The 17,038-nt window shown below is 58.7% G+C and carries 14 protein-coding genes; 2 read left to right on the top strand and 12 right to left on the bottom strand.

Features of this window, described 5'->3' with window-relative positions; genetic code table 11:
• Positions 1 to 4: 4 nt before the first annotated feature.
• From AC1MH0_RS20895 to AC1MH0_RS20840, 12 genes are all read right to left on the bottom strand, one after another.
• A complete protein-coding gene (locus AC1MH0_RS20895) occupies positions 5 to 1,003 on the bottom strand; it encodes an SDR family oxidoreductase (RefSeq protein WP_480966086.1) in 999 nt (332 codons plus the stop codon).
• Entirely contained in the window at positions 1,000 to 3,264 is a 2,265-nt protein-coding gene (locus AC1MH0_RS20890) for a xanthine dehydrogenase family protein molybdopterin-binding subunit (RefSeq protein ID WP_480966085.1), read from the bottom strand. Before AC1MH0_RS20890 ends, AC1MH0_RS20895 begins: the two co-directional genes overlap by 4 nt.
• 10 nt (positions 3,265 to 3,274) lie before the next feature.
• Entirely contained in the window at positions 3,275 to 4,288 is a 1,014-nt protein-coding gene (locus tag AC1MH0_RS20885) for an FAD binding domain-containing protein (protein ID WP_480966084.1), read from the bottom strand.
• Entirely contained in the window at positions 4,285 to 4,812 is a 528-nt protein-coding gene (locus AC1MH0_RS20880; protein WP_277983593.1) for a (2Fe-2S)-binding protein, read from the bottom strand. The genes AC1MH0_RS20885 and AC1MH0_RS20880 overlap by 4 nt, the downstream gene beginning before the upstream one ends.
• 9 nt (positions 4,813 to 4,821) lie before the next feature.
• Positions 4,822 to 5,904 carry a catalase family protein gene (locus AC1MH0_RS20875; protein ID WP_480966083.1) on the bottom strand — a complete coding sequence of 361 codons (1,083 nt, stop codon included), beginning with the start codon at positions 5,902 to 5,904 and terminating at the stop codon, positions 4,822 to 4,824.
• 337 nt (positions 5,905 to 6,241) lie between these two features.
• Positions 6,242 to 7,150, bottom strand: coding sequence for a transporter (locus AC1MH0_RS20870; RefSeq protein ID WP_480966082.1), 909 nt, complete (start codon positions 7,148 to 7,150; stop codon positions 6,242 to 6,244).
• Positions 7,151 to 7,620: 470 nt separating this feature from the next.
• Positions 7,621 to 8,343: a hypothetical protein gene (locus AC1MH0_RS20865; protein WP_480966081.1), complete on the bottom strand. Its 723-nt coding sequence runs from the start codon at positions 8,341 to 8,343 to the stop codon at positions 7,621 to 7,623.
• A 1-nt stretch (position 8,344) separates the two neighbouring features.
• Complete coding sequence (locus AC1MH0_RS20860; protein ID WP_480966080.1) at positions 8,345 to 9,022, bottom strand: C39 family peptidase; 678 nt, start codon at positions 9,020 to 9,022, stop codon at positions 8,345 to 8,347.
• A gap of 40 nt (positions 9,023 to 9,062) precedes the next feature.
• Positions 9,063 to 9,422 carry a hypothetical protein gene (locus AC1MH0_RS20855; protein ID WP_480966079.1) on the bottom strand — a complete coding sequence of 120 codons (360 nt, stop codon included), beginning with the start codon at positions 9,420 to 9,422 and terminating at the stop codon, positions 9,063 to 9,065.
• A gap of 54 nt (positions 9,423 to 9,476) precedes the next feature.
• Positions 9,477 to 11,177: a beta strand repeat-containing protein gene (locus tag AC1MH0_RS20850; protein WP_480966078.1), complete on the bottom strand. Its 1,701-nt coding sequence runs from the start codon at positions 11,175 to 11,177 to the stop codon at positions 9,477 to 9,479.
• Between the two features lie 599 nt (positions 11,178 to 11,776).
• Positions 11,777 to 13,123 (bottom strand): PQQ-dependent sugar dehydrogenase, encoded by a 1,347-nt coding sequence (locus AC1MH0_RS20845; RefSeq protein ID WP_480966128.1) that lies wholly within the window; start codon positions 13,121 to 13,123, stop codon positions 11,777 to 11,779.
• Positions 13,123 to 13,599 carry a DUF2231 domain-containing protein gene (locus AC1MH0_RS20840; RefSeq protein ID WP_480966077.1) on the bottom strand — a complete coding sequence of 159 codons (477 nt, stop codon included), beginning with the start codon at positions 13,597 to 13,599 and terminating at the stop codon, positions 13,123 to 13,125. Before AC1MH0_RS20840 ends, AC1MH0_RS20845 begins: the two co-directional genes overlap by 1 nt.
• 240 nt (positions 13,600 to 13,839) lie before the next feature.
• Between AC1MH0_RS20840 and AC1MH0_RS20835 the strand changes: the two genes are divergently transcribed.
• Both AC1MH0_RS20835 and AC1MH0_RS20830 read left to right on the top strand, forming a co-directional pair.
• Positions 13,840 to 14,646: a hypothetical protein gene (locus tag AC1MH0_RS20835; protein ID WP_480966076.1), complete on the top strand. Its 807-nt coding sequence runs from the start codon at positions 13,840 to 13,842 to the stop codon at positions 14,644 to 14,646.
• A 468-nt stretch (positions 14,647 to 15,114) separates the two neighbouring features.
• A protein-coding gene (locus tag AC1MH0_RS20830) for an IS3 family transposase (protein WP_480966075.1) occupies positions 15,115 to 16,244 on the top strand; the annotation gives its coding sequence in 2 pieces (ribosomal slippage) (positions 15,115 to 15,340 and positions 15,340 to 16,244; 1,131 coding nt in all).
• Positions 16,245 to 17,038: the final 794 nt, after the last annotated feature.

Here is a 17,038-nt window from a genome sequence, read left to right as displayed (position 1 = left end):
GTGATCATTCGCGCTTCGAGCCTAACGAGACGAGGATGGCACCCAGACCAAACAGGGCAATGGCACCTATCGCAACCGGATGGCGCTCCGCCGCAGTATAGAGGCTCGTACGTCGTCCAGGCTGGACTCCGGACCGTTCCTGGCCGAGCTGGTTCGGCTCGAAGATCGACGTCTCCGTCGTTTTCTTGGCTGTAGGATCCGACATGGCAGGTGCGATTATACCGGAGAGTTTGTCGAGGATCGCTGGAAAGTGCGTGCCAAGCAGGACTTGGAGTCGTCCCATACCGCCTACCGTGATGTCACGGCGAACGTGCTGCGCGGCGTCCAGGATTGCTTCCGCCACCAACGTTGGATCGTAGACGGGCGGTGGGATCAGCGCTTCACCGTCGACATGGTTCGCAGCGTGCTGGGCGATGGGTGTGTCAATGCCCGCTGGCTTGATAAGCGTGATCGCTATCGGCAGTTTGTCGGCGGTGATCTCCATCCTTAGCGCGTCGACGAAGCCCTTCACCGCGTGCTTCGAGGCCGAATAGGCGCTGAGGACTGGAGAAGGGAGGTCCGATGCGATCGACCCGATCGTGATGATCGCGCCGCCCTTAATACGCAGATGCTCGATCGCCGTCAGACTGCCGTGGACGGCACCGAAGTAATTGGTCTGAAACAGTCGGCGATGTTCGTCGAGCGGCGTGTCGATGAGCTTGGCGTAGATCGCGGTACCTGCGTTGTTTACCCAAGTATCGATGCGGCCATAGCGAGCGATGGCGACCTTTGCGGCCGCTTGGACCTCCTCAATAACACCCACGTCCGCGACCGCGAAGATCGCGTCACCACCCTCCGCCCGAATGTCCTCGACGGCTTTCTCAAGTGCTGCTTCGTTGCGCGCAACGAGTACGACCTTGGCACCCCGACCGGCTGCCAGCTTTGCCGTGACCAACCCAATGCCCGAACTGGCACCGGTGATCACGACGATCTGGTCCGCGAGGAGTTTTAGCGACACGGTCATGCCAAGACCTCCGTTTCGAGAAGCTTGTCGATTGTAATGGGTAGGCTGCGAACACGCTTGCCGGTCGCGTGATAGATTGCGTTGGCGACCGCTGCAGCCGTGCCGACGATGCCGATCTCGCCTAGTCCTTTTACGCCAAGCGGGGTGACTTCGGGATCCGGTTCGTCGACGAAGATGACCTCGATGTCTTGAATGTCGGCGTTCGCAGGCACGTGATATTCGGCATAATTGTGATTGATCCACCGGCCCAACTTCACGTCGGCAAACGTCTCCTCGTGCAGTGCCATGCCAATCCCCATGACGACGCCGCCTAGGATCTGACTCCGGGCGGTCTTGGGGTTGATGATCCGGCCGGCTGCAACCGCGTTGACCACCCGGGTCACACGGACGACGTCCAGCTCTTCGTCGACCTTCACTTCGACAAAGACGGCGCTGTGCGTGTTGCGCGCCTTCTGCATCATGCTGATCATGCCGAAGATTCCAGGAGAAGCGGTCTCCTCCTCTTCAATTACGGTAAGATCCGCAGCACGCATCACGTCGGTGATCGACACGCGCTTGGTGACGTCGGACTTGAGCGACATATGACCGTCGGCAAACTCGATGTCCTCGATCGACTTAGCGCCCCACAATGGCCGGTTCTCGACCTTGTCAGCCGCTTTCAGCAGCTTCTTGGCAACCACCTGGCAGGCGAGCTGGACCGCCGCGCCGCCCGACGCCGCGCCCCACGACCCGCCCTCGACCGGAGAAGTTGGCAGGTCGCTGTCGCCGAGCTTTGCCGTGATCTGATCCACCGGCAGGCCGAGCGTGTCAGCAGCTACCTGCGTCAGCACGGTGTACGTGCCCGTGCCGATGTCAGATGCTGCCGTCGCCACCTCAAGATGGCCGTTTGCAGTCAGCTTCGCGCTGGCGGTAGTTTTGCTGAATTGTGCGTCCCACATGCCGGTGGCGACGCCCCAGCCGATCAGTTCCTTGCCCTCGGTCATTGATCGCGGTTCGGGGGTGCGCTTCGACCAGCCGAACTTGTCCGCACCTTCTCGGTACGCCTCGCGCAGCGCCTTTGACGTGAAGGGCAACTCGTTCATTGCGTCGATTTCCGAATAGTTGATCATCCGGAACTCAAGCGGATCGACCTTCGCCTTATACGCCATCTCGTCGACCGCGATTTCGAACAGGGCCATGCCGGTCGCCGCACCCGGAGCGCGCATATCCGCCGACGTGTAGGTATCGCGCGGCGCGATCGTGTATTCGCCGCCTGCATTGGGGCTGGCATAGTTCATGATGCCCCAGGTAACGATGTCCTCCATGTTGTTCTCGAACCGTGACGTCGACGTTGTTGCGTCGCCGTAGATCGAGGTGAACATGCCGGTCGTCTCGGCGCCAAGCTTGATACCGTAGGTACATTCCGGCCTGTGAGCGTGCGTAAACATCTGCTGGCGGGTCATTACGACCCGCACCGAGCGCTCGAGCTTCTTGGCGGCGAGTACCGCGAGCTGCACCTGATATTGCGGCCGCAGCCCCGAGCCAAAACCGCCACCCACATAGGCGTTGACGACGCGAACGTCCTTCTTCGAAAAGCCGAACGCGCTGGCGATATAGGCCTGGACGCCCTGCGACCCCTGCGTCTTGTCATAGACGGTAATCTTGCCATCGCCGTGCCATTCGACGGTGGACGCATGCATCTCCATCGGATTGTGATGCTCGGGCGCTAAATGATAAGTCTCGCTCAGCTGCAGGGCCGAGGCTTTGAAGGCCGTATCGGGCTCGCCCCGGGTTTTTGGCGGATGGTAGGTGTTGCGCTTCTTCTTGGGCAGAAACTTCTCTTCGAGCGATGCCTCGAAGTCGATATTGTGCGCCTCGTTCTCGTACTGCACACCGAGCAGGCTGGCCGCATAGCGCGCAGCCTCGAACGTCTCGGCGAGAACCAGAGCGACAGGTTGGCCGCTGAACATGATCGTCTCGTCATGCAGCGCCTTGAACGGCTCACCTGGGATATTGAGTTCGTCCTTGTAGCTATGGTCGAACCATGCCTCCTTAGGACGGTTCTCATGCGACAGGATCTCGACGACGCCGGGCACACTGCGCGCTGCAGCGTCATGAAAGCCGGTGATCTTGCCCTTCGCGATCGCGCTAGAGACGATCACGCCGTAGAGCATGTTCGGGACGGCATATTCAGCGGCATATTTGGCGGCGCCGGTGACTTTATCACGGCCGTCGACGCGGCTAAGCGGGGTGCCGATACCGACTTTCATTTGAGTTGCCATGTCGGGTTCCTTACGCGACGCGCTTGTCGATCTGGGATTGCGGGGTGCCTGCAGCGGCCTGTTCGAGCGCACGGACGATCGCCTTGCGGGCAAGCGCGACCTTGAAGTCGTTATCACCCTGGCCGACGGCACCTGCAAGCAGAGCGCTTGCTGCCGTCTCGAACGCCTGGACCGTGGGGGCTTCGTTCTTGATCGCCTCTTCGGCTTGGCTGCGGCGCCACGGTTTGTGCGCCACGCCGCCAACCGCGATGCGGACGTCGGCGATGCGGCCGTTCTCCAGTTTCATCGCTACCGCGACCGAGACGAGTGCGAAGGCATAGGACAGCCGGTCACGAAGTTTCAGATAGGTGTAGTTGGTGCTGAAGTCCTCGGACGGTAGGTCGATCGCGGTGACAAGCTCACCGGGTTTCAAGGTGTTGTCGCGCCAAGGCTCGTCGCCCGGGAGGCGATGGTAGTCCTCGAATGCGATCGTCCGGTCACCTTCGGGCCCCGTGACCTGCACCTGCGCCTGTAGCGCTGCGAGGGCGACGCACATGTCAGACGGGTGCGTAGCGATGCAGGACGAGCTTGCGCCGAGGATTGCGTGGATACGGTTCACGCCTCCGATCGCACCGCAGCCTGATCCCGGCTCGCGCTTGTTGCACGGTGCTGCAGTGTCGTAGAAATAGTAGCAGCGGGTGCGCTGATTAAGGTTGCCACCATTGGTCGCGGCATTGCGGAGCTGCGGGCTTGCCCCTGCGAGGATCGCGGATGCAAGCAGTGGATAGCGCTGCTCGACCCGCGCGTCGTACGCGGTATCTGCATTGGTCGCGAGCGCGCCGAGCCGCAGTCCGCCATCGTCACGCTCGGTAATCCTTCGAAGATCAAGCCGGTTGATGTCGACGATGCGGGCAGGGCGTTCGACATTCTCCTTCATCAGATCGATCAGGTTAGTGCCACCAGCCAGGTAACGGACATGATCCCCCGATCCTTCACGAACTGCCTCGGCAACGTCCCCGGCGCGGGCATAATCGAAGCGGTTCATCGCGCTGCCTCCGTTTCGAGCACGTCCATTACTGCGTCGGTGATGTTCGTGTACGCACCGCAGCGGCATAGATTGCCGCTCATAAGTTCGCGAACATCCTCGCGCGATTTGGCGCGGCCTTCGTTGATGAGGCCTTGGGCGGAGCAGATCTGCCCGGGCGTGCAATAGCCGCATTGGAATGCGTCACGCTCCACGAATGCGGCTTGCAGCGGGTGGAGTTCGCCGCCTGTTGCCATCCCCTCGATCGTGGTGATCTCGGCACCGTCGCGCACTACCGCGAGCGTCAGGCACGAGTTGATCCGCTTGCCGTCGATAAGGACGGTGCAGGCGCCGCACTGGCCGTGATCGCAGCCTTTCTTCGTACCGGTCAGATCAAGCTTGTCGCGAAGCAGGTCGAGCAAAGTTGTCCAGGGTTCGACCTGCAGAGCACGCTCTTCGCCGTTGATTGTAAGCGTGATCGGGAGGGTGCCTATAGGTTTGGCGGCATCCTGATGAGACGGGCGTGGGGGAGCAATGGTGGCCATGACGGATCCTCAGGCTGGAATTTGGCTGATATCGGCAGTGTTCTGTGCAGCGACGCCGTTCTCGCGGTGACGGAAGTCGGACAGGGCATTGTAGACCTGCAGCCGCGCTCGCATCACCGAGCCCAGCGGGCGGTGCGCCGCCAGGCTATGCGCCGGGCGAAAGGTCATCACCTCGTCGAAATAACGGACGCGCTCGGCGCTGTATGCTTCCTGGCGCGGAATACGGATCGTCGCGACGGTGCGATACTGGCTGTCGTTTGCCGGCCATTCGACCGACGTATCTTCGATCGGCTGGCTTTCCGCGTTTGCCCAGAGCTGTACGCGGACCTCGAATACCGCGTCGTGCTCGCTGAAATACCGGACGGTGGCATGGCGAAAGCCATCCTCGTCCTCGTGCGGATCCAGCAGCCAGTCCTTCAATTGATCCTGATAGACCGACGCCGGGAACGCCGCGAGCTTGGCCACGAAATCACCGTAGCGGACAGGCGCCTGGCTGAAATAGCTGTCGAACAGCGGGTGACTGTAAGGATGCCCGAAGAAGTCCGCCTTGGGGCTTGGCGTCGCCACCTTGGTCAGCACCTTGTTCATGTTGCGCGCGAGGCTGGAGACCGCACTCTTGAACCCTTCCGGCAGCGGCGTCGCGGCACCGATCTGCTTTGCGTCGCGCAGGAAGCCTTGAGCGGTACCCGATGGGAAGGTTGGTCCGGTCGCAAACACAAAGTCCTGCGTATCGGCGTCGTGGCCAGGCAGCTTCTTACCATCCACACCGAACACCTTGATCGCCATCCCGCGGTGGGTGGACACGCGGTCGCCCAGCGTCTCGCCGGGGCCCTGCGCGAACCGAATAGCGACCGGATGCGTGCCGGGTTTGGCGAACAGGCCTTGCGCAAGTTCGGGGGGCAGGTCGTTCGCGATCGTCAGTTCGCCGGTAACGCATGCAGAGCTTTTCGCGTGGCTCGCGCGAACGGCATGGTGTTCGCGCTTCTCGACCGTCTCGGTCTGCTGGGTCATGCCCTTGATGATGCCGTCGATTGACTCCTGCTCGTCCGGCTGGATCGTCTCGATGTCGTCGCTATACCGCAGATATGCCAAGCTATGCCTCCCAGATCTCAATGCGAGAGGAAGGCGACGCGTGTGCACGCCTACCACAGTCGCAAACAATCAGAAAAGTAACCATTTTCAGTACGGATGCGTTCCCGACAACCTACTGATCGCAGACTAAAAAGATTGTCCTCTGAGACCACCATAGGCCATGATCGCCCCGAGCTTGAGAAATGATCTGCCGACTAGGCTAGTTCTTTGGCGATCGGGGCCCGATCGTCCCCATGCCTCGACCGACAATCAGACAATACTGTCTATCGCCACCATCACGCCATACAAGTCAGGGATTTCCGCCTAGATTAATAGACTGACTTATCTGAGCTTTAAATTAGAACGCGTCGAAAGTAAAGGGCACTCGCAACGACGTACGGACATCGGATGCATCGTCGGTCGCACCAAGCTCAACATTCCAGCTAATTGTCGTTTTAGGACTAGTTCGGTAGCTCACGCCAAATAGGAACCGGCCAAGTTGCAGGTCTCGGCTTTTGGTTTCGATGGCATCCCCTGGTGTCTGATCCGCCGTGCTCAGCATGCGAAGCCGCGTGGTGGTTCCAAGCGCCCAGGTCTGTGCATAGCCGAAGCTTAATGATGTTCGAGGATTAAGCGAAATAGCGATGCCTGCACTTGCAGATGGTGCGTCTCCAGGGCGGACGCGTTCAATTAGTGCGGACCCGATCTCGCGGTTAATATTGCGCCCGAAGTTGCGAGTATATCCAAGCGTCGCGAACAATACCGCAGGATCCGACGGCATAATGACTGTGAGATTTGGGGTCAGTCCCCAAAATCCCGCGCCGGTCGCTGCTTTAAGCGCGTTACCCAATGTGTCGCGCGGCACGCGAAATGGATTGGAGCCCGTAGGGGCTACTGCCTGAACGCCGGCGATGAAGTACGGGGCTCCGTTGCGACCATTCGTGACCTGATATCGCAAGCCGAAGTCTATATCGCCGAGGTTGCCTGATGTTACTGGGCTATCGAGTTGACCGGCATTGGGGCTGGACGGATTGGCGACGGGGGCGAGGACTGATTTATCTGATCGATAAACAAACGGCAGCCGGCCATTGATTTCCAGTCTGCTGGTCAGCCCAAGCCGTGCAACGACCGCAGCCGTCAACACATCCTGCCGGCTTTCGTTGATATCAAAGACGCCGATCAAGACCGCTTCCGGGATCTGGACTCCTCGAAAAACGACTTGATTACGGTCCGCTCGGGCATATTCCAAATCGCCCTCGAGCGTCATTCGCCCAGCCTTTGTGATAATCCCGCCTTGCTCGGATAAAACAGCGACCTGTACCTGACGCTGGTCGACTGGTGCTGCACCGACGGTTTGGACTCCTGCTCCAGAGGACGGCACGGCGGCAACGTTGGCAGGAGGGCGTGGAGGCGGGGATGCTGGGAGCGGCACCCCACCGGGGCTGACCGTCGCGACGGCTTGGCCGCTCGAAGCGTTTCCGGAGTTCAACCTTGCTTCCAGCGCTTCGATGCGAGCACGCTGAGCTTCCAAAAGGCGTTGCTGGCGATCTAGCTCCAAACGCTCGTCGGCGAGGGCTCGGCGTAGATCACCAACGTCATCGGATCGCACTGGAGCCACTGTCTGTGCGCTCGCCGGTATTGTACCCAGAGCAACGGTACTTGCGGAGGAAAATATTAGAGCACACAAGCCCGGCAATTTCGTCATCAATTGATTCCTGTTTGGTTGCTCGCGGCGGATTAGCGACGCCCGGCGGCTTCTGCCGCCATACGGTTGACCATCAGAACGTTACCCACCAGCCCCGCGGGAAGCCCGACAAGGTTCACATTAATGGAACTTACAGTGTCTATCACTCGGTCGTTACCGGTATTTGCTATTACCGCACCGGTGGCTTGACCAACAAGGTGCTGCACCGCGACATTCGGCGCCACCAAGGTAATCGCAGCCCCACGATCATTGCGCGCAAATGATACAGTACCTGAGCTTGTCGGGACGGAAGCGCCGTTTGCATCGACAAAAATTTGCGTCTGGCCTGCGGCATCGAGCCAACCCGAGGTGGGACCGGACACCAGATTAACGGTCGTTGCAGGTCCGCCAGTGTTTGGCGTGATCGTCGTTCCGGTGGGCGATCTGGCGACGACCAGGGCAGGTCCGGCCCCATCACCGCCCGTCGTTACCGCTGTATTTGTCGGCGCCGTACGTGGGCTTGTAGTTCCGTCGCTAAATACACGGATGCCAGCGTTAGGGCCTTCGCTGGAATAGATTGTGTGAAGCGCAAGGACTCCATCAATCCGCGTCTGGATATCGATTCCGATCGCCACATTAAGTCCATTAGGAAGTTGCACACCACCGCGCATTGTCTCAAGCTCAGGATCGGAGACCGGGATACTATCGTGGGTTCTTAGCGGCACCGCGACTATAATTTCCGGTGATGCATTCAGCAATGCCAATGCGATGAGCATTTCAAAACTCTCCCGGAAGTGGTCTAGTTAGTGCCAGCGTGGCGAGGTCTAGTCGATCACCCCCCGGGAAAATGCGCCCCTCAGGTGCACGATCGGCATCCGCCGCCATGTTAAAGTGCGCTCGACCAACGGCGCCACGCCCACTAATGATGAAGAAGACACCATTCCATTGGCGTTCGAAGCGTTGTACCGTTTCCCGGCGCAGACCTAAAGATGGATCACCCAGCAAAAGCGTATTCTCGTCTATCCCCTTCACAACGACGAAGTGCCGGTAACCGTCGAAATTTATCAACGCAATGCCTGGGATCTGCGCCTTCCCGATCTGCGCTAGACTGACTTTGTAACCGTCCGCAGCAATGCCACGTCCCGCCAGATAGCGTTTCATATCAAGTAGGGAAAAGCCTAGTTGGCGTATCTGTGCGCGATCACCGTCACGCCACATGCCGAGAAAAACACTCTGTTCGTTTTGCGGATCTTCGTAGTGATAGCGTAACAGAGTCGCTAAGGCCGCCGAGCCACAACTAAAGTCGTATTCCTGACGAACAACAGTATCGAATTTCCGCCCAACCATGCTGGTCACAGGCATTGTGAAATTTAGCATTGGCGAATAATTCACCGATCCGCCGCCCTCAGGCAGTGGTACGCTTGAGCACGCTGTCAGGAGCGACAGCGTGCTCAAAGTCGGCAGGATCCTGCGTAGGAACTCGACGCGCGCCATATTAACGATTGATCGCAACGTTTACGTTCAGTGATGAATTAATCGAGACATTGTTGCCGGTGTTTGCGCTTAACAGCGACAAACCGTTTAGGTTTTGGAATGCGCCGCCATCGAAGTTAATTACCCCGGTTTGCGAATTGCCGCTGACCGTATTTCCACTAACAACACTGTTATTTTCTGCCCTTACGACCTGCGCCAGATCGGACTGACCCGTTATGGCGTTCAAATCGCTGTTTGCTATCGGCTGAGCCGCTTCGAATGGCGCACTTGCCACTTCCGTTTGCGCCAACGTTTGCGCCCACGTTGTCTGTGGGATGACCGCAGTGATCACGATCACCGCGGTGACAATAAGTTTGCTCATAATATCACTCCCGGCAAGACGGACGGGGCGGATGTTACCGCCCCGTCGATCACGTTATCGACCGCCGAGGTTGATCGAGCCTGCCGATACACTGACGTTCACAGCAGAGTTCTGCGAAGCGGCAGCGCCGGTGTTCATGTTCAGCGACTGCAGACCAGCGAAATTCTGGAATGCACCATCACCGGTCGACAAGCTATTATTGACCGCGGCACCACTACCACCTGCTGGCGCGGTGACGTTGACACGAACGCCAGTAACGTAGCTGGCAAGAGTCGCGGACGAGACGACTGCGCTAGCGCCAAACGCGTTCGACGTCGCCGCTGCACCTGTTCCTGCACTGGCATCAGTAGCCAGATGCATCGACGTGTCGGCGTAAACCGCGTCGCCGCCATTTGCGACCGAGCCCGTGCCGCGGTTCGATGCCGAGCTGGACGTCGAGCGGTTTGAGTTGTCAGTCGTCGACATGTCACGGTTATCGGAAGCGGATCCGCCGTTGTTGGCCGCAACCTGCGCACCATTTGCGGAACTGCTCGTCGTCGAACGGTTCGAATTGTCAGTCGTTGACATGTCACGATTGTCGGATGCCGAGCTACCGTTATTTGCAGCAACCTGAGCGCCGTTTGCCGAACTGCTGGTTGACGAACGGTCTGAGTTGTCTGTCGAGACGCTCGACATGTCACGATTGTCAGACGCGGTTCCACCATTGTTGGCAGCAACTTGCGCGCCCGATGCGGCACTGTTTGTCGTCGACCGGTTCGAATTGTCCGTCATTGACCGGTTCGAGTTATCGGTCGAAGTAGTGGACATGTTCCGGCTGTCGGTTGCCGAGCCGCCATTCGCAGCGACCTGAGCGCCGCTTGCCGAGCTGCTGGTCGTCGAACGGTCGGAGTTGTCCGTGTTCGTCGTGGCAACGCGGGTGTTGTCGGTTGTGGAGCGATCTGAGTTGTCGGTAACCGAACGATTGGAATTGTCCGTCATCGACATGTTGCGACTGTCGGTCGCCGACCCTCCGTTCGCAGCGACTTGGGCGCCGCTGGCCGAACTGCTGGTCGTGGAACGATCGGAGTTGTCGGTGTTCGTGGTGGTCGTGGCAACACGCGTATTATCGGTGGTTGATCGGTCGGAATTATCGGCCACCGATCGGTTGGAATTATCGGTCGTCGTGGCTGAGCGATCCGAATTATCCGTCATTCTATTGGTTGTCGTTGACGACATATTACGGTTATCCGAAGCATTGCCGCCGTTGTTCGCCGCTACCTGCGCGCCGGAGGCACCGCTGCTGTCTGCATAGCTGGTTGACGACCTATCGGAGTTGTCCGTCGAATGCGTCGTGGTCGACATATTTCGGTTGTCCTGCGCATTTCCACCGTTATTTGCGGCTACTTGTGCGCCGGTGGCACCGGATGAACGATCCGAACTATCGCTGGTGTTCGTTGAGCGATTGGAATTGTCCGTCGACGTACGGGCCGAATTGTCGGCATAGTCGGTCGAATTGCCAGAGTTATTCAAATGCGTGCGGGCCGAGTTGTCCGTCATCATGCTCGTTCGAGCGGAATTATCGGTGTTAGACGTGCTCTCATTGCCCGAGTTTGTAATCGCGTTATTCGGATTGTACGACGCGTTGACTGCATCTCCAGCCGCAGCAGTACCGCTATTGGTGTAAGTCGTTGTCGAACCGGTCGGGGTTGTCTGAGCTGACAGCGGAGCGGCCAGGGCAAAAACGCTCACAGACGCTGCAAATAGTGCCTTTTTCATATCGCCTCCTATTGCCGGGTGGATGTCCCCACATGACCGGTCGAATCGAGATACGTTTCGTTAACCAAATAGTTTCACAGAATAAAAGATGTATAATAAATAGTATAAAAGTAGCGCTAACAATGAGTTAACGTAATTGTCTTGATTATTTCTCTGCGGGCGAGATCGGGTTTTCGACTCGAGGCCGCATGGACTACTGCAGGTGGAGCTTCCAGGAGCTCAAGGAAGAGCGTTGTAGAAGGATGTTCGTCCTTGCCTTTGCAAGGTAGAGCACCGCCCTTGCCAAGGAGATTGTCAGCTGTGCAGCATCGGTAGGAAGCGAAACCGCGAAATGATGTTTTCTACACCGGTGGTGATTAGGGCAGCTAGGGTTAGGGCTCTCTAAGCTGCAGCGCTACGATGTTGTACCGCAAAACGCTTAAGGCCGTGTGCCATTAGCCCCCACATGGTTATAGACGACGGGCGGCAGGCTACCCCTACAATCCGATCGGGACCCGGATCAAGTTCACGGACTTTCAGTGGTAACTAAACCTGCTGCTCTTCCTTACCGGCGAAAGCCTCACGCCTGAAGCCAATGTCATCCTTCACGGTGTATCGCGTCAACGCGCCGCCGAAACCCGCCAAACGACGTTGCCGGTATCATCGGCAACGAGGACCGCGCCTGTTCGGTCGACGGTAACGCCGACGGGACGACCGCGAACCTTGCCATCGGGCGACACGAAGCCGGACAGAAAGTCCTCGGCCTTGCCGCTTGGACGCGCGTTGCTGAACGGTACGAAGGCAACCTTGTAACCATTCAGTTCATCGCGATCCCAACTGCCGTGCTCGCCGATCAGGGCACCGCCGCGGTAGCGGGGCGGAAGCGACGACCCGGAATAGAATGTGAGTCCAAGCGCAGCGACATGGCTGCTCAGCGCGTAATCCGGAACGATCGCCCGAGCGACCAGATCGGGTCGCTGTGGCATGACGCGGGGATCCACATGACGGCCGTAATAGCTATAGGGCCAACCATAGAAGCCGCCATCGCGCACCGAGGTGAGATAGTCCGGGACAAGGTTCGGCCCCAATTCATCGCGTTCGTTCGCGACAACCCAAAGCGTGTTGGTCCCTGGGTAAAAGTTGGGACTGTTCGGATTGCGCAGTCCCGTGGCGAACACGCGGGAGCGGCCTGATGACCGATCGATTTCCCACACCGCCGCACGGTTCCTCTCGGCCTCCATGCCGTTCTCGGTGATGTTGCTGTTCGATCCAACCGTCGCATAGAGCAGTTTGCCGTCCGGGCTGAGCGTCAGGCTCTTTGTCCAATGATGGTCGATTGGCCCCCCGGGCAATTCGGTCAACCGCACAGGGGCGGCCGTGATCCGGGTCTGACCCAGTGTATAGGGATATCGCAGGACCGCGTCGGTCGCTGCGACGTACAGATAATTGTCGGCGAAGACGACGCCGAACGGCGAGAAGAGATGGTCGACCAGAACCGTACGCAGTTCGGGTACGCCGTCACCATTGGTGTCCCGTACCAACGTGATCTGATTGGTCCCGCCCTTTGGTTTAGCACCGTTCTGGCCGGTCGCGCGCTTTTGAACCCATGACACGATAGGATTCTTCGGGCGCGTGATCGGATCGAGATTCGGGCCTTGGGACTCGACGATGAGTACGTCGCCATTCGGCAATGCCAGAATGTTTCGCGGATGATTCAGATCGCGTGCCAGCGCCTGTACGCGAAGGCCAGCCGCAGCGGTGGGTGCTTGGCCGGCACTCCAACCCACGACCTCGGCGACGTGGATGGGCGGAACCAGATATTGCTTTGGTGCGGGCAAGACGGGATTGGACCCGATCTGCGAATTGCGATCGAACTCTGCGCCGCCATCGTTGCAGCCGGAAAGCGCGATCACCGATGCCACCGCGACACCCGCGAGAAGGTTCCAGACGCGCACCCTTGCGGCGATCACGACTTCACCCCGACGCGATGCTTGTAGACGAGCGACCCGCCAAGCCACGCACTGACCCCGAGCAACACCACCGAGATCACCGATAAGGTCAGGCCCGTCGGTACCACGCTCGTCCAACCATCGCGGCTGTGAACGAATGCGTTGAAAAGCTCGATCACGAACACCCCGAGGTTGATGATCATATGCGGCGTCGCCGGACGCGCCGCGCGCACTCGCCGGTCACCGGCATAGTCGATCATCCCGGTCACGGCAGCTAGTCCACCCATCACCAACCCTGCGGTGATCAGCCAGATAGAAAAATTGCTCCACATGATGTTTGCCGACCCTAGATAAGCAAGATCGGTTAGCAGTGCGCCTATGAAGCAAACGATCGGGAACGGTACCAGCATGGGATGGAGGGGGTGGCCAAAAAGCTTGGCCGTGGACCTTGGGTTTTCCCCGTCGGTGCGATGCTCTTCAAATCGAATGCTCATACTGACTAAGCGTTAAACTGGGCAGTCAGTTCCCGGCCATAAAGTATCCGGGTAAGTATCGATCGTATTTAAATGTAGATCAGTACGTTTTCCCTCAAATTAACCGCCGTTCTTCGGACATACTAACGACGATGGTACACGAGGCTAAGTAACATGAAACTTTTGACATGTTGTCGTGGCGCGCGCTTTGCGTGGTCAGCAATTGCCGTGCTGGCGTCCGTCGATGCGTCAGCGCAGTCGGTGCCGACGATCGATACCGAGGATGCGACGTTAGGGTCGGCCAAAATATCCGGGGGCGGCGACCTTCATCCTCAACTGGTGTTCGACGTCCGCAATGGCGACTTCGCGCGAGGCAATTACGATGACGATCGTGCGGACCTAGAGCGGCTGCCTGTCCATGCGCAACTCGGGGTCGCGATTGATCTGTCGCACGGCTCGGATGGCGTGGCGACTAGCTGGCTGGTGTTGCGCTCCTCCAATGGTTTTCATGCGCCGTCGACGGGAGAAATGTCGACACCGCGGATATGGTACGAGAGCAACAACCTCGCGGCTCTGGTGTTCACGCCGGTGAAGGGGCTGAGAGCCGCCGGAGTCTATACGATAAAGACGAGTCCCAACGGCGTGTCGGCCACGACGCACGAGGCGAGTCTGTCGCTTGCCTATGACGGCGATGACGTGGTTGGCAAAATGTCCCCGACCTTCGCCATCACCATGCGACCGAAGGGAGACAACGGGGTCTTCACGCTGGCGGCAATCGAGCCGGGCTTCGACCTTTCCGAGCGCGAAGACGGGCCGAAGTTGAGCATACCGGTCGCGATCGGGCGAGGATGGGGCGGCTTCTATGGTTCGGGAAGTGGCAGCCGTAGCTACCTCAGCGCCGGCGCAGCCCTTGAGCAGCCATTTCTGTTGGGCGCCATGCAGTGGAGTACGCGCCTTGAGGCGCTGGCAGTCGTACGTGATGATCGCCTTGCCGCGCTGAGCGGTCCGCGCGGGGAAACCGGTACCGTCGTGCCGCTGATCACGTGGTCAGTTTCGACGGCATATTAGGGCTATAGTCCGGGTGTTCGCTAGCATGGGGTTCGGTGCCGACAGCTTCACGGGCGGCTCGCTAATCCAAGCTCCGGCAAACTTGGTCTGCGACCAAGCCTGCACTCATAAACCTGCCTGTATGGCTTGTTATCTGACCAATGCGGCAGCTGAGAGGTCCGCGGTTTCTCGTGGAACCTAAGGGTGAGTTTGCGGCATTCATTTGGCCGCCTTTGGCGGCCATCCCAGCAGCATATCCGATCGGCGTCATCCAGCTCGTTTCCGCTGCCACCCGGAGCCTGCTATGCCGAACTCGACCCATCAGCTTCCTGACTAACAGCTCGCGGCAAAGTGGCGCGCCCAATGCTGAAGCCGGCCAACCAACCTCTGCATAGCTCAATACGATCAGTACAAAAGGGGCAGTCGAGACTGAATAGCCCCTAGATTTCTGGACGCCTTCAATCCTAATTTTGAGGACAGGAGGTGACGATGGGGAAGCCCAATTTCAGCGATGAGTTCAAGCGTGACGCGGTGGTGCAGATCACGGAGCGGGGTTACCCGGTAGCGGAGGTTTCGCAGCGCCTGGGCGTCAGCCCACACTCGCTGTATGCATGGAAGAAGCAGTTTGCGACGGTGACGTCGGGCGATGCCAATAAGGACGCCGAGATCCGCCAGTTGGCTCGGGTGACCGAGGAGCGCGACATCTTAAAAAAAGCCACCGCGTATTTCGCCAGGGATGCCAAGTGAGATACGCGTTTGTTGCCGAGCATCAGAACCAGTTTGGCGTCCGCGCGATGTACCGGTGCCTGGCGATCCAGCCCAGCGGTTTTTACGCCTGGCGCAAAGCGCCGCTAAGCCGGCGAGCGCAAGAAGATGCTCGGCAGATTGCATTGATCCGGCAGGCTTGGAGCGACAGCGGCAAGGTCTATGGGTATCGTAAGTTGCACGACGATCTGCTCGATCAGGGCGAGACCTGTTGTCCCAATCGCGTTGCCCGCCTGACCAACCTGGCAGGAATCAAGGCGCAGATCGGCTACAAGCGGCGTCCAGGCAGTTCAGGAGGAAGAGCTTCCGCCGTTGCCGCCAACACGTTGGATCGCCAGTTCGACATGCCGCAGGCTAATCGCGCCTGGGTGACGGACATCACGTATATCCGCACGATGGAAGGCTTCGCCTATCTGGCAGTCGTGCTCGACCTCTATTCCCGTCGCGTAGTGGGATGGTCGTTGCAAAGCCGTCAGACAACCGATGTGGTTTTGCAGGCCCTGCATATGGCGGTCTGGCGGCGCAAGCCGAAGAACCGCGTGCTGATCCATTCGGATCAGGGTTCGCAGTTCACCAGTATAGACTGGTCTGCCTTCACCAGGGCTCACAATCTGGAACACTCCATGAGCCGGCGGGGAAACTGCCACGATAACGCCGTCGCCGAGAGCTTCTTCAATCTCCTCAAGCGTGAGCGTATCCGGCGACGCACCTATAAAACGCGCGAAGAAGCCCGGCAGGACGTGTTCGATTACATCGAGATGTTCTACAACCCGATCCGCAAGCACGTCAGGAACGGGATGCTGTCGCCCGTCGAGTTCGAACGGCAGCAGGCTTTGATGGCTCAATGCGTCTAGGAAACTAGGGGCTATTCAATCCCTATCATTGCGTTGCGCCGGCGGTTTGCCATCATCTAGTGCGTGAGGACGGAAGATCTGACGCCTCGGCGGAGTTTGGCCTCGTTACTGGTATCCGCCATTTTCATCGCGCTCTTTGGCAGCATCCTCCTGGACCTCTTCCATTTCTCTAGCTTGCTCGGTAGCGTCCTGGTCCTCAGGCTTTGGGTCATCCATCATTTGCCACCTCCAAGCCAAACAACGGACAGCCAGCGCCATGAGATCCGTGATCCTACTATCGAGCAGGTGAATTTCGCAACGTTATTGCCGTGACGTCTAGCGCTAGATAGGTCCACCCCGATAAGGGGTGTCAGACTCTCGGACGTTTGGTAAAGAGATAGCCGTATGAACGTCTCCCAAACCGAGTCTTTCCGCAACGCTGCTGCCCGCGAACGATCGGAAGCGGAGCGATCACTGCTACCTCTTGTTCGAGCGCGCCATCTGCGATCGGCAGAAGCATTTGAGGCTATGGCCAATCAGGGGGAATGGACCGAGCACTTGGCGCAAGCGAACGCAGAGGGGCGGGTGAAGTACGCTTACCAGCGACGGTCGTCAGGTCCAGCCACATAAGCTAGCTTACCCTTGTCGACGAATATACAGTCACTGAGGGTTATCGCAAACACGACAAGCCCAAAAGCATCAGTCTCTTGCCTTAGCATAGCGGCAATTTGGTTTTTGCACGACTGCCGCACTACAAAACTTATTTTAACACCATTACAGGCAATCCGGTAGGAGAACGAACTGCGGGTACCCCG

The organism is Sphingomonas sp. AP28 (assembly GCF_056680455.1).
The sequence above is the reverse complement of the archived record's forward strand: the minus strand, read 5'-3'. Positions and strand labels throughout refer to the sequence as shown.